This is a genomic window from Devosia sp. T2-14 (genome assembly GCF_055397495.1).
On the sequence record NZ_AP027921.1, the window covers coordinates 2,056,166 to 2,069,457 of the forward strand.

The 13,292-nt window shown below is 63.5% G+C and carries 14 protein-coding genes and 1 riboswitch; of the genes, 9 read left to right on the top strand and 5 right to left on the bottom strand.

All coding sequences use genetic code 11. The features are described from left to right. Nucleotides 1–127 precede the first annotated feature (127 nt). The 7 genes from ACZ5WT_RS10105 (at nucleotide 128) to rsmD (ending at nucleotide 8,686) form a co-directional block, all read left to right on the top strand. Complete coding sequence (locus tag ACZ5WT_RS10105; RefSeq protein ID WP_464283665.1) at nucleotides 128–463, top strand: hypothetical protein; 336 nt, start codon at nucleotides 128–130, stop codon at nucleotides 461–463. 2 nt (nucleotides 464–465) lie between these two features. After that, a complete protein-coding gene (locus ACZ5WT_RS10110; protein ID WP_464287187.1) occupies nucleotides 466–1,647 on the top strand; it encodes a glycosyltransferase in 1,182 nt (393 codons plus the stop codon). 76 nt (nucleotides 1,648–1,723) lie between these two features. After that, the gene (gene ileS / locus ACZ5WT_RS10115) at nucleotides 1,724–4,672 is read left to right on the top strand and encodes an isoleucine--tRNA ligase (RefSeq protein ID WP_464283666.1); all 2,949 of its coding nucleotides are present in this window, start codon (nucleotides 1,724–1,726) and stop codon (nucleotides 4,670–4,672) included. 115 nt (nucleotides 4,673–4,787) lie between these two features. Further along, a complete protein-coding gene (gene lspA, locus ACZ5WT_RS10120) occupies nucleotides 4,788–5,348 on the top strand; it encodes a signal peptidase II (RefSeq protein ID WP_464283667.1) in 561 nt (186 codons plus the stop codon). An 87-nt stretch (nucleotides 5,349–5,435) separates the two neighbouring features. Further along, nucleotides 5,436–6,137, top strand: a complete 702-nt coding sequence (locus ACZ5WT_RS10125) for a hypothetical protein (RefSeq protein WP_464283668.1) — start codon at nucleotides 5,436–5,438, stop codon at nucleotides 6,135–6,137. 125 nt (nucleotides 6,138–6,262) lie between these two features. Beyond that, entirely contained in the window at nucleotides 6,263–8,125 is a 1,863-nt protein-coding gene (locus ACZ5WT_RS10130; RefSeq protein ID WP_464283669.1) for a pseudouridine synthase, read from the top strand. Between the two features lie 3 nt (nucleotides 8,126–8,128). Then, nucleotides 8,129–8,686: a 16S rRNA (guanine(966)-N(2))-methyltransferase RsmD gene (rsmD, locus tag ACZ5WT_RS10135; protein WP_464283670.1), complete on the top strand. Its 558-nt coding sequence runs from the start codon at nucleotides 8,129–8,131 to the stop codon at nucleotides 8,684–8,686. 125 nt (nucleotides 8,687–8,811) lie between these two features. Here rsmD and ACZ5WT_RS10140 read toward each other — a convergent pair whose 3' ends face one another. Genes ACZ5WT_RS10140 through znuC form a run of 3 tightly spaced genes read right to left on the bottom strand, consistent with a single transcriptional unit; the run spans nucleotide 8,812 to nucleotide 10,830 of the window. Then, entirely contained in the window at nucleotides 8,812–9,225 is a 414-nt protein-coding gene (locus ACZ5WT_RS10140; protein WP_464283671.1) for a Fur family transcriptional regulator, read from the bottom strand. Continuing rightward, nucleotides 9,215–10,033, bottom strand: a complete 819-nt coding sequence (locus tag ACZ5WT_RS10145) for a metal ABC transporter permease (RefSeq protein WP_464283672.1) — start codon at nucleotides 10,031–10,033, stop codon at nucleotides 9,215–9,217. The genes ACZ5WT_RS10140 and ACZ5WT_RS10145 overlap by 11 nt, the downstream gene beginning before the upstream one ends. Continuing rightward, nucleotides 10,033–10,830 carry a zinc ABC transporter ATP-binding protein ZnuC gene (gene znuC, locus ACZ5WT_RS10150; RefSeq protein WP_464283673.1) on the bottom strand — a complete coding sequence of 266 codons (798 nt, stop codon included), beginning with the start codon at nucleotides 10,828–10,830 and terminating at the stop codon, nucleotides 10,033–10,035. Before znuC ends, ACZ5WT_RS10145 begins: the two co-directional genes overlap by 1 nt. Nucleotides 10,831–10,978: 148 nt before the next feature. Here znuC and ACZ5WT_RS10155 point away from each other — a divergent pair, with 148 nt between their 5' ends. Continuing rightward, nucleotides 10,979–11,923, top strand: a complete 945-nt coding sequence (locus ACZ5WT_RS10155; protein ID WP_464283674.1) for a zinc ABC transporter substrate-binding protein — start codon at nucleotides 10,979–10,981, stop codon at nucleotides 11,921–11,923. A gap of 29 nt (nucleotides 11,924–11,952) precedes the next feature. Here the strand turns inward: ACZ5WT_RS10155 and ACZ5WT_RS10160 are convergent, their stop codons facing one another. Both ACZ5WT_RS10160 and ACZ5WT_RS10165 read right to left on the bottom strand, forming a co-directional pair. Further along, nucleotides 11,953–12,249 (bottom strand): DMT family protein, encoded by a 297-nt coding sequence (locus tag ACZ5WT_RS10160; RefSeq protein WP_464287188.1) that lies wholly within the window; start codon nucleotides 12,247–12,249, stop codon nucleotides 11,953–11,955. A 133-nt stretch (nucleotides 12,250–12,382) separates the two neighbouring features. After that, complete coding sequence (locus ACZ5WT_RS10165; RefSeq protein WP_464283675.1) at nucleotides 12,383–12,637, bottom strand: DUF2164 domain-containing protein; 255 nt, start codon at nucleotides 12,635–12,637, stop codon at nucleotides 12,383–12,385. A 173-nt stretch (nucleotides 12,638–12,810) separates the two neighbouring features. Beyond that, a riboswitch (cobalamin riboswitch) is annotated at nucleotides 12,811–13,053 on the top strand. A gap of 36 nt (nucleotides 13,054–13,089) precedes the next feature. Here ACZ5WT_RS10165 and ACZ5WT_RS10170 point away from each other — a divergent pair. Beyond that, entirely contained in the window at nucleotides 13,090–13,275 is a 186-nt protein-coding gene (locus ACZ5WT_RS10170) for a CbtB domain-containing protein (RefSeq protein WP_464283676.1), read from the top strand. Nucleotides 13,276–13,292: the final 17 nt, after the last annotated feature.

The following is a 13,292-nucleotide window of genomic DNA, read 5'->3' on the forward strand; positions in this document are numbered from 1 at the left end:
AACACCGAGTTCCGCTGCTGCACAAGCTGTTTGCCAGCCGATTGTCCGGCTGGCATCGAACATGTGTTTGATGCGCGCGTGCCAGCTCGTCCCTAGCCTCATGCCATTCCCGTTGAAAGGAACCCGAATGGCAAAGCTACCAGCCTGGCCTGCCGGCGGACGCCTCGCCGTCGCCGCGACTGCAATCACCCTGTCGGCGCTGCCGTCGCAGGGTTCCGAAATCCAGCGCGCCTATTTCCAGCACACCGCCGATTGTCTGCACCTGTTCTTCTCCGACAAGGCAGCCCACACCGCCCAGTGCCTGCCCAACAACAATACCGTGCCGATGGAAGGCACCTCGTCGGGCAGCGACTACGTTGCTCCGCCGCCCCCGCCCGTCGTTGTTGTCGTGCCGCCGCCACCGCCGGTCATCGGCGAAAACTGCTATCCGGGCATTGAAGGATGCCCGCCGGAAGCCGTTTGAGCATGCGCCCCCGCGTGATGCTGGCTTGGGAAGGCGGGGCGGGGCGCGGCCATGCCGTGTCCCTTGCCCGTATCGCCCAAGCCTTGGGCGAACACTGCACCTTCGATGCCGCCATGTGCCGGCTCGAACACGCCAGCGTTCTTGAGCCGCATTGCGAGCTCGTGTTTCAGGGGGCGGGCTATATCACCAGCCTCGAACGTCGCTCGGGTCCCGCCCGCACGTCGGCCGCCACCTGGGCTGACCATCTGGGCGATATCGGCTTTTCTGATCCCGACCTGCTCATCCGCCAGATCCGCTGGTGGCTCGCCGTGTTCCAGGCGCGCGCCTCCACCGCTGTTGTCGCCGATTTCGCGCCCTGCGCCACCCTGGCGGCCCATGTGGCGGGCCTGACGACGATTGTCACCGGTACCGGCTATCTCGCTCCGCCGGCCGGGCTGGATGAATTTCCGGTCTTCCTGCCCGAATATGCCGAGCGTCACCACGATGAACTGCTGTTGCTCGATGCGCTCAACACGGCCCTGGCGGCCTTCGGCACTGCACCGCTTTCCCGCTTTTCAGATATTTATTGCTGCAACTTGCCGGTTATCCAAACTATTGCCGCGATGGACCCGTTTGTTGCCAACCGCACGGAGCCCTATCTGCCTCCGATAGATCGCTCCATGCCGCGCTCGCTCGGTGGAGGGGATGAGATTTTCATCTATTTCTCCACCGACGAGCGCGATGATCTCCCCCTGCTCACCGCCATCGAAAGCCTCGGGGCAAAGGTGCGACTCTTCATGTCCAACATTCCCGATGGCCTTGCAGAGCGGATGACGGCGACCGGTGTGAAGGTCGAGCGCGCGCCCATGCCGTTCGAGGATATTGCCCGCCGCAGTCGCATGACGGTCAATGCCGGCCAGCACGGCTCGCTCTGTGCGGCGCTCGGCATGGGCCTGCCGCAACTGGCCATTCCGCGGCACCTCGAGCATCTCTATCACGCGCGGCGAGCGGCTGACCTGGGCAGTGCGCGGGTATTGTCGCGGGCCGAACGCGATCCAGCGACCATCCGCGCGGCCATTCTCGAGGTCTATGAAAGCCCCTCCATGGGTGAAACGGCTAGGCAGCTTTCGGCCTCCCTGGCGCCGGATCTGGCCGGTCCGCTCGATGCCATTTTGCGCGATCGGCTGGTGCCCTTGCTGGCCTGAGTGCAAATCAACCTTTGCCCCTGGCGTCTCCCCTTGCTAAAAGGCGGCCCGACCTTCCCAAACTGATTGCCGTTCCATGACCGACCAAGCCGCCAGCGCGTCCGAGACCGACTATTCCTCGACGCTTTTCCTGCCGGAAACCAATTTTCCGATGCGCGCAGGCCTTCCCGCCCGCGAGCCTGATTGGCTCAAGCGTTGGGAAGACATGGATATTTATGGCCTTCAGCGCGAGCAGGCCAAGGAACGGCCGCTGTTCACGCTGCATGACGGCCCTCCCTATGCCAATGGCAACATCCATATCGGCCATGCCCTGAACAAGACGCTCAAGGACATGATCAGCCGGTCCAAGCAGATGCTTGGCTTCAACGCGGCCTATGTGCCGGGTTGGGATTGTCACGGCCTGCCCATCGAATGGAAGATCGAAGAGCAGTACCGCGCCAAGGGCAAGGACAAAAATGACGTTCCGGTGGTGGAATTCCGCCAGGAATGCCGCACCTTTGCCGAGCAGTGGGTCGATATCCAGCGCGACGAATTCAAGCGCCTTGGAATCGTGGGTGAGTGGGACAATCCCTACCTCACCATGAGCTTTGACGCCGAAGCCCAGATCGCTCGCGAGTTGATGAAGGTCTCGATGACCGGCCAGCTCTATCGCGGCTCCAAGCCGGTGATGTGGTCCGTGGTCGAGCGCACCGCGCTGGCCGAAGCTGAAATCGAATATGCCGACTACGAGAGCGACACCATCTGGGTGAAGTTCCCGGTCAGCAAGCTCGGCGGTGTCGATCCCGCAGCTGGCAGCGCGGCTGTCCGCCCCTATGTGGTGATCTGGACGACGACCCCATGGACCATCCCGGCCAACAGGGCGATCTCGTTTTCGAGCAAGATCGCCTATAGCCTTTATCGCGTCACCTCGGCGCCGGAAGGCAACTGGGCTGCCGTGGGCGACCAGTACATCATCGCCGATGAGCTCGTGGCCGATGTCATGCAGAAGGCCAAGGTCGATGCCTATGAGCGGGTCTTCGCGGTCAAGCCGGACTTGCTTGCCGGCACGATTGCCGAGCATCCGCTGCGCGGCCTCGATGGCGGCTACATGTTTGACGTTCCCCTGCTCGATGGTGACCACGTCACCGACGATGCGGGCACCGGCTTCGTGCACACCGCGCCGGGCCACGGCCTCGATGACTTTGAAATGTGGATGAACTCCACGCGCCTGCTGGGCGAAAAGGGCATCGATAGCGCCATCCCCTATGTCGTGGGCGATGACGGCTTCTACACCAAGGATGCCCCTGGCTTCGACGGCGCGCGCGTCATCGACGACAACGGCAAGAAGGGCGACGCCAACAACCGCGTCATCGCCGCCCTGGCCGAGCGCCATGCCATGGTCGCCCGTGGCCGCGTCAAGCACCAGTATCCCCATTCCTGGCGCTCCAAGAAGCCGGTGATCTATCGCAACACGCCGCAGTGGTTCGTCTACATGGACCGCAACATTGCCGGCGAAGGCGATACCCTGCGTCACCGTGCACTCAACGCCATCGACGTCACCAAGTTCTATCCCGAAAGCGGCCAGAACCGCCTGCGCGCCATGATCGCCGACCGCCCCGATTGGGTGCTGTCGCGCCAGCGCGCCTGGGGTGTGCCAATCACCGTCTTCGTCAACAAGACGACTGGCGAGATCCTCAAGGATGAGACCGTCAATCATCGCATCGCCCAGTCCTTCGAGGAAGAAGGCGCGGATGCCTGGTACAAGGACGGCGCTGCCGCCCGCTACCTCGGCGACGGCTACAGCGTCGAAGACTACGAGATGGTCACCGACGTTCTCGACGTCTGGTTCGATAGTGGCACGACCCATTCCTGGGTGCTGCGCAACAAGCAGAAGTGGCCGCATCTCAAGTTCCCGGCCTCGATGTATCTCGAAGGCTCGGACCAGCACCGCGGCTGGTTCCACTCGTCCTTGCTCGAAAGCTGCGCCACCAACGGCCACGCGCCTTATGAGACCGTGCTGACGCATGGTTTCACCATGGATGGCGAGGGCCGCAAGATGAGCAAGTCGCTGGGCAACACCGTTGCTCCGCAGGACATCATTAAGCAGTTCGGTGCGGATATCCTGCGCCTCTGGGTGGCGTCGGCCGACTATTCGGAAGACCTGCGCCTCGGCAAGGAAATCATCCAGACCACCGTCGATAGCTATCGCAAGCTGCGCAATACGCTGCGCTGGCTGCTGGGCAACCTTGCCCATTACCAGCCGAGCGACGCCGTGGACTTCCGCGACATGCCCGAGCTCGAGCAGCTCATCCTGCACCGCCTTGCCCAGTTGGATGGCCAGGTGCGCGGCGCGCTGGACGAGTATGATTTCCGCAAGGTCATCACGCTGCTCTCCAACTTCATGAATATCGAGCTGAGCGCGTTCTACTTCGATATCCGCAAGGACACGCTCTATTGCGACCCGATCTCGTCGGTAAAGCGCAAGGCTTCGCTCACGGTGCTCAACCACCTGTTCGATTGCCTCACCGCCTGGCTCGCGCCCATGCTGGTCTTCACCATGGAAGAAGTTTGGCTGGAGCGGCACCCCGAGGCGGGATCGTCGGTCCACCTGCGCCAGTTTCCGCAGGTGCCGTCCGAGTGGCTCAACGACGAGCTGGCCGCCAAGTGGCAGCTCATCCGCGCCGTCCGCCGCGTCGTCACCGGTGCGCTCGAAATTGAGCGCCGCGAGAAGCGCATCGGTTCGTCGCTCGAAGCTGCGCCCAAGGTCTACATCAACGACGCCCGCTTCTTTGTGGCGCTGCACGAGCAGGACCTGGCCGAGATCGCCATCACCTCTGGTGTCGAGATCATCCAGAATGCCGGCCCGTCTGACGCCTTCACGCTCGATGACGTGCCCGGCGTTGCCGTGGTCTTCGCTCCGGCACAGGGCAAGCGCTGTGCGCGCTCGTGGAAGGTGCTGCCGGAAGTTGGCGCCGATCCGGACTATCCGGATGTGTCCCCGCGTGACGCCCAGGCGCTGCGCGAACGCGCCGCGGCAGGGCTCTAATAATCAATGTGCAAGTCCCTCCCCAAACAGGGGAGGGGCTGGCCAAGCATGGTCATTGTGTGCCTGATTGCGTGGATTGCTCCCCCCGCCGGGTGGAGGCCAGAGGGGTGTCCCGTTGAATCTGAAGTCCATCGCTAACCCTTCGGTCTATGCCTCGCTGACCGCCGCCATCCTCGCCTTCGGCATTGATCGTGCGCACAAGGCGTTTCAGGTATCGAACGACTGCATCGCCATCGGCCAATCCACCTGCGTTGAAGTCTTTTCCAGCTTCGTTCCCTTTTCGATGACGGGTTGGCGCGGTGGTGAATTCGTTCGCGTCACCGATTTCTTTGATTATGTGCTCGTCTGGAACACCGGCATTTCCTACGGCATGCTCGACCATCTGCCGCCCTGGGCGCTCGGCATTGTCATGCTTGTGGCCATTGTTGCGCTGTCGATCTGGTGGGTGCGCGCCGAGACGCGGCTGATCCGGCTGGGCCTGGCGCTGTGCATCGGCGGCGCCCTGTCCAATGCGATCGATCGCCTGATTTACGGGGCAGTCGCGGACTTTTTCCACCTCCATTGGGGAACCTGGTCCTTCTATATTTTCAACCTTGCCGATGTCGCCATCACCGCCGGTGTCATCGTTCTGATTGCCGATCTGCTTGGCTTTGGGCGGACTCGTAGTAAAGCCTGATGCAGTGGCCGAACACGTTACTGCCAGAATCTGGTCTTAGGCGGCAGAATGCGCTATAAGCGCGGCCGACATCTCGAAGGACGTTTCATGCGTATTGGATTGACCGGGCAGCAAGCTGCTCTTGGCGCGGCAAAGCGGGCTGGTTTGGCATCGCTGGGTCTCGTGCTCGCCCTCGCACTGGCTGCCTGCACCACCGTTGAAGGCACCAACGCCTTGACCGATTTCGGCACCTTCGAGCGCGAGGTGATGACCAGCACCGCCCGCGGCGTCGGCCTCATCCCAGGCGAAACAGCCAAGGAAGACTTGACCTCGGCCCGCGCGCCCCTCGTGCTGCCGGCTTCCGGCCAGGCCCTACCTGCGCCGTCGCCGGAAAAGGCCGTGGCCCAGCTGCCGGTCGATAGCAACACGGTGCGTATCGACACGACCAATCTGACCGAAGCCGACATGCAGCGCCTGCGCAACGCCAAGGTCGTTGACCTGCGCTCGGTTGCTGGCCGCCCATTGACGGAGCAGGAAGCCCGCACGCTGACCGCCCGCATGCAGGCCGCCAATATGGCGGTTCGCACCAATACCAAGCGCCCGCTCTACCTGCCGCCTGAAGAGTATTTCACCCGCGTCGGCAGCGCCGAGCTGGTTTGCTCGACGCCGGCTGGCGAACTGGTCTCGATCAACGACCCCAAGTGCCCCGAAGCGGTGCGCAAGGCGATTCGGGCGACCTATACGTCAACCAGTCCGTCCACCAGCTCTGGTCCCGGCGTTGGTCTGACCCAGAAAGAAATTACCAACTGACCTAGCTGTCAGTTCTGAATCTGCAAGCGGCCGGACCATCCGGCCGCTTCGTCTTTTCCGCGCCGCCCGCCTGAATCGCAGATGCGACAGGCAAATGGGTCCCGCATGATAGAAAGCTGCCGCCTATGAGCGAAACTCCCTCCACTCCCGGATCCAGCGACCGCCTTGCCAAGGTCATCGCCCGTTCTGGCCTCTGCTCCCGCCGCGATGCTGAGGTGTGGATCACCGAAGGCCGCGTCGTGGTCAACGGCAAGAAGGTTCTGACCCCCGCCTTCAACGTTACCGACCGCGACAAGATCATGGTCGACGGCGCCCCGCTGGCCGCCCGTCAGGGCACCCGCGTCTGGCTCTACCACAAGCCCGCCGGGCTCGTGGTCACCGAGAAGGATCCGGAAGGGCGCGAGACCATTTTCGAGCACCTGGAAACGCACGGCCTGCCGCGCGTCGTTTCGGTTGGCCGTCTCGACATCAATACCGAAGGCCTGCTGCTGCTGACCAATGATGGCGGCCTCAAGCGCGTTCTCGAACTGCCCGCCACCGGCTGGCTGCGCCGCTACCGCGTGCGCGCCCATGGCACCGTCACCCAGGCCGCACTCGACAAGCTCAAGGACGGTATCGAGATCGACGGCATCAAGTATGGCTCGATCGATGCGACGCTTGAGCGCGAGCAGGGCTCTAACGTCTGGCTCGTTTTGTCTCTTCGCGAAGGCAAGAACCGCGAGGTCAAGAACGTCCTCGGTGCGCTTGGCCTCGAGGTGAACCGCCTGATCCGCGTCAGCTATGGCCCGTTCCAGCTCGGCGATATTCCCGTCGGTGGCGTTGAAACCATCAAGGCCAAAATGCTGCGCGACCAGCTTGGCAAGAAGCTCGCGGATGCCGCCGACGTCGACTTCGACAGCGAAATGCCCGAAGCCAATGCGCTCGAAGGCAAGCCCACGCGTGATCGTCTCACCGGACGCGGCACCAACACGGTCGAAATCGCCCGCCAGCGCTTCCGCTTCACTGATGGTGCTGAGAAGACCGAGGAAGAATGGCGCGCCGAACGGCCTCGCCAGGATCGTCCCGGACGCGCGGACAGCCGCAAGCCGATGCCCAAGCGCGAAGAAGTGCGTGACGACGAATACGCGCCGCCACCCCGCCGCATCCATTTCGACGAAGACGGGCGCGCTCCCGAAGAGTTTGTTGCCAAGCGTAATACCCGCGTCGTGCAGCGCCCGGACCGCGACGATCAGTCGGCGCGGACCTTCGGCAAGGCCGCTCCGCGCCCTGCGGGCGGCAAGAAGCCATTTGAAAAGAAGCCCTTCGGCGATAAAAAGCCGTTTGGTGACAAAAAGCCGTTTGGCGATAAGAAGCCATTTGGAGACAAGCCGCGCGGCCCGCGCCGCGAAGATGATCGTCGACCCGGCGGTGCAGGTCGCCCCGAGGGCGGTTCGCGTCCCCCGCAGGGTCGGGAGTTCACAGGCACGCCGCGCGGTCCGCGTCGTGGCGACGCCGGGGCCGAGCGTCCGCCGGCACGCGAATACACGCCGCGTCTGCGTCCAGAGAGCGAGCGCGGTGAAGGCGCCGCCTTCAAGGGCGAGGTGAAGCGTCCCGGCCGTAACTTCAGCGACAAGCCACAGCGTTTCCGGCCCGATGGCGACCGTCCGCAGCGCTCCGAGCGTCCTCAGCATTCGGATCGCCCGCAGCGCTCCGACCGCCCTCAGCGTCCGGGTCGTGACGAGTTCGGTTCCGAGGCCAAGACCTATGGCAAGCCGCGCATGCGTCCCGATGGCAAGCCAATGCCCAAGCGCGATGGCGCTGCTCCCGCCCGTGGCCCGCGTCCCGGCGGTTTCGGCAAGTCGGGTGGCTTTGGCGGCAGGCCTGGAGGTGGCGCTGGCCGTCCTTCGGGCGGTGCAGGTCGTCCGGGTGGCGCAGGTCGCCCATCCGGTGGTGGTCGTCCGTCCGGCGGCGCCGGCCGGCCCTCCGCACCGCGTCGCCCCAAGGCCTAACCGATGCGCATTGTTGCCGGTAAATTCCGGGGTAAAGCCCTCAGCTCGCCGTCGGACGATTCCATTCGTCCGACGGGCGACCGCGTGCGCGAATCGATGTTCAACATCCTCGCCAGCCGCATCGGCCCGGTCTTTGAGGGTGTGCGCGTGCTCGATCTGTTTGCCGGTACCGGCGCGCTGGGGCTGGAAGCCCTGTCGCGCGGCGCCAGCCACGTCACCTTTGTCGAGGTTGGGGCCGAGGGCCGGGGACTGATCCGCGACCATATCGAGGCCTTCGGGGCAGGGGGCGTCACCAAGCTCCTGCGCCGCGATGCCACCGATCTGGGCACGCCGGGCACGTTCGGCCAGTTCAATCTGGTGTTCCTTGATCCGCCCTATGGCCAGGGCCTGGGCGAGAAGGCATTGGCCGGCATCGCCGCCAATGGCTGGCTCGCTCCCGATGCGACCATCGTGTTCGAGGAAAGCGTCGACGCCACGGTGGAAATTCCGCCCGGCTTCACGCTGGATGACCGCCGCGAATACGGCGCCGCCGCCGTACATTTCCTGCGGTTTGGGGCTTAGCGCAGGCTCCCACCTAACCTCCCCCTGGTAGGGGGAGGAACAGATCGAGCCTGTGCGAGATTTCGCCCCATTCACCGGGTGGTCCCTCCCCCTACCAGGGGGAGGTTAGGTGGGGGGCTCTCCGCCTAAGCCGCCTTCAGGCACTCCGCGCATTTGCCGCGGATTTCCATAGTCGTGCGCTCCACCTTGAAGCCCTTGGCGCCGGCCCAGTCGCCAAGCCGCTCCTCGATTACCGCGTCGGTGAATTCATCCACCTTGCCACAGCTGCCGCAGATGGCGAAGGCGATCAGCCCGGCGCGATGGCAATCTTCGTCTGCGCAGGCGACGAAGGCATTGATCGATTCCAGCCGATGCGCGAGGCCACGTTCCACCAGCTTGTCGAGCGCGCGGTAGACCTGCAACGGGGCCCGCAGCCCATCGGCACGCAGCCGGTCGAGAATGTCATAGGCGCTGAGAGGGCCGACTGACTGGCTCAGCGTGCCGAGCACCAGCCCCTGATTGCGGGTCAGATCAACCGGAACGTCGTGGCTATGCGCCATGAGTCACTCTCCTGCCAAACAGTCGCGAAACGGGAATCGCCAGCGATACCAGAAATACGAATAGAGCCATGACCACGATGGAAGGGCCAGAGGCGGTGTCCCAGGTGCGCGAGCCAAACAGGCCACCCACCACGGCCAGCGCGCCCAGAACGGCTGACGTCACCGCCATCATCTCGGGCGTGGAGCTCAAACGGCGCGCCGTTGCTGCCGGGATGATCAGCAGCGAGGTGATCAGCAGCACACCCACCAGCTTCATGGCAATGGCGATGACCGATGCCATCAGGATCATCAGCACCAGTCGGCTGGCTTCAGGTCGCAAGCCCTCGGCCTCGGCCAGATCGGGGCTGACGGTCGACGCCAGCAGTGGCCGCCACCCGAGGATCAAGATGGCCAGGATAGCAATCCCGCCGCCATAGATGATGGCAATATCCTCAACCGACACGGCCAGGATATCGCCGAACAGGAACCCCATCAGGTCGATGCGCACCGTGGTCAGGAACCCCACCAGCACGAGGCCAACCGCCAGCGTCGAATGGCTGAGAATGCCGAGCAGCGCGTCCGTCGACAGCGTCGCCTGCTTTTCCAGCACGATCAGCGCCCCTGCCACCAGGGCTGCCACGGCGAAGACGCCCAGCGTCATGTTCATTGAGAGAATGATGGACAGCGCCACACCTAGCAGCGCCGAATGGGCCATGGTGTCGCCAAAATAGGCCATGCGCCGCCACACGACGAAACAGCCCAGCGGCCCCGCCACCAGCGCCAACCCGACGCCGGCAATTAGGGCGCGAGAGAAGTAGTCACCGAACATTAGCGTGCTCCGTCGTGTGCGTGGCTGTGAACCGCATGCTCATCATGGGGATGCACATGCCCGTCCGGGTCATGTTCATGGTCATGATGGTGCTGATAGATCGCCAGCGATCCCGCCGCGCGTTCGCCGAACAGCCGCAGATATTCCGGGCTCCGCTTCACTGCCGCTGGCGTGCCACGGCAGCAGACATGGCCATTGAGGCAAATCACCGTATCGGTTTCGGCCATCACCACATGCAGGTCATGGCTGATCATCAGGATGCCGCTGCGCGTGGTGTCGCGGATTTTGCGCACCAGGTCATAGAGCGCCACCTCGCCGGAGAAGTCGACGCCCTGCACTGGTTCGTCGAGCACCAGCAGATCAGGCTGGCGGATCATCGCGCGGGCAAACAGCACGCGCTGAAACTCGCCGCCCGAAAGCTCCTGCACCGCCGCCTTGCTCAGTTTTTCCGCGCCGACGGCCGTCAGTGCCGCTTCGATTTCGCTATTGCTGTAGCGCCCGGTCAGGGTCATCAGCCGATCGACCGTGAGGGGTAGCGTCCAGTCGATGGCCAGCTTTTGCGGCACATAGCCGATGCGCAGGCCCGCCTGGCGCGTCACCGTGCCCGTGGTGGGCTTCAGCACGCCCGTTGCCAGCTTGGCCGTGGTCGATTTGCCCGAGCCGTTCGGGCCGATCAGCGTGACGATTTCGCCGCGCGAAATCGTCAGGTCCACGCCGCTGACCAGCGTGCGCCCACCCCGGGTAACGCTCGCATTGCTGAGCGTGATTAGCGTTTCTTTCGTTGCCGAGGCATCCATAAGATCATCCGTTTCAGCGGGAGCGCGTCGTGGCCGGATCATGGATCGCCGCCCCAAATTACCCCTTGACGCTCTTCAATACGTTATAGCATAACACCGCTGCAAGCGTAATAACATAACATATCACGCCGTCAAACGAGGTCCGCCGATGCATCTGCTCACCCCGCTCACGCTGTTATCAGCAGCTTTGCTCACCACCAGCGCCATGGCCGCGCCCAATGTGGTGGCATCCATAAAGCCGGTGCATTCACTGGTCAGCGCGGTCATGGCCGGTGTCGGCGAGCCCACCCTCATCGTGCGGGGCTCGGCCTCGCCGCACACCTATGCGCTCAAGCCCTCCGATGCCGGGGCGCTGGAAGCCGCCGATATCGTGTTCTGGACCGGCGACGGGCTCGAGCTGTTCCTTGCCAAGGCGCTCGATACACTGGCGGTCAAGGCGCAGGTGGTTGAGCTGGCCGATAACCCTGAAATCACCATGCTGCCCATGCGCGAGGGCGGCGCCTTCGCCGCTCATGACCACGACCATGAGCATGGAGAGGGCGAAGCGCATGACCACGATCACGACCACGACGATCATGCTGAGGCTGACATGCACTTCTGGCTCGATCCACAAAATGCCGCGCTGATGGTGACGCAGATCGCGTCGACCCTTGCCGCAGCGGACCCCGAAAATGACGCTGCTTACGAGGCCAACGCCGCCGCAGAAATCTCGGCGCTGGCGGTCCTGGAGACCGAAATCGCCGCCACTCTGGCTCCGGTTGCCGACAAGCCCTTCGTGGTCTTTCACGATGCCTATCAGTATTTTGAGGCGCGCTTCGGCCTCAACCTGGCGGGGTCGGTCACCGTCACGCCGGACGTGATGCCGGGCGCCGCCCGTATCGATGAGCTCAAGGCGCGGGTCGCCGAGCTGGGCGCCACCTGTGTCTTTGCCGAACCCAATTTCGAGCCGGCCATCATCGGTGCCATTACTGAAAATACCGGCGCCAAGGCCGGTGTGCTCGATCCCGAAGGTGGTGCGCTGACCGAAGGGCCCAACCTTTATCCCGAGCTGCTGCGCGGGCTGGCCACCAGCCTCGTTGATTGCCTGAACTAGTTTGATGGGGCGAGGGGGGCCCCTCGCCCTTATTTCAATGGGCCGCGGAAAATGAAGAAAGCGCCAAGGGCGATCAGCCCAAAGCCGATGCCGTGGTTCCATGTCAGCTTCTCGCCGAGGTAGAACGCGCTGAACAGCACGAAGACCGATAGTGAGATAACTTCCTGGATGGTCTTGAGTTCGGCGCCGGAATAGACGCCGTAGCCGATGCGATTGGCCGGAACGGCGAGCCAGTATTCGAAGAACGCGATGCCCCAGCTCACCATGACCACGACCCACAGCGAGGCTGCGGGGAATTTGAGGTGCCCATACCAGGCAAAGGTCATGAAGACGTTTGAGGCGATCAGCAGCCCGATCGGGGCCAGCACAGCGACGTTGAAGCCCAAGGCTTCCTCCTGAAATCACCGGCAACTCCGGCCCGGCTATCTAGCCATGGCCGGCGCGCCGCGAAAGCGGATTTCAGCGCAGATTCTTGGTTGGCTGCTCCAGTCCGAAGATATCATCGGTCAGGCTGTCCATGCGCTCGCGGATCAGCGCCTGGGCGTCATAGACGCCGCGGTTGTAGAAATACGCGCCCATCTTGTCGACGAAGAACATCATCAGCATTTCTGCTGGGATGGCGCCGATATCCTGGTCCAGCTCGTCGCGGAAATAGTCCTGGATCTCGCCCACGATGGCCTTGGTTTCTTCGCGGCTGAACTTGATCGGTTTCATAGGGGTCTCCTTTGCCTCACTCATATCGTGAGTCGCCGGTGGCGGGCGGGGCGGGTTCGGCGACACTGTGCCACTCGCTTTGCCCTTGCCATTCGGAGCCGTTTCCGATCATCGGCGCCCCCCGACTATCCCCAGCCTGAATCCATTGATTGACCCGCACCCCTCGGGCGGCGTAACTCTGGTCTTGTGTTGGTTCCCCGCGTCCGTAGTGGCAAGGGGATACCCTTCCCGCCGTATCCGGCAGGAAGGAAAGGGAACACGGTGCGACGTACCCATCAGGGCGCAAAACCGTGGCTGCCCCCGCAACTGTAAGCGGTGCGCTCCTCTCAAAAGGCCACTGATCGCGAGCGATCGGGAAGGCGAGGGGAGCGGCAATCACCGTGAGCCAGGAGACCTGCCAGCACCTTAGCCGGGCTCAACGCCCAGAACCATTACGCACGGAGGGTGCTGCTATGACGACCGCGACCAACGTTTCGACTGGTATCCAGTCGCTTTCTCTCTCCCAGCGCCTGATCGCAGGCTCGCTGGCCCTGATGCTTGGCCTGACCCTGCTGGTCGGCACCGGCTTTGCGGGCGACTATCGCCTGCACAACGGCGCGCACGACACCCGTCATGCCATGGGCTTCCCCTGCCACTAAGGCAGAACAGAGAGAAC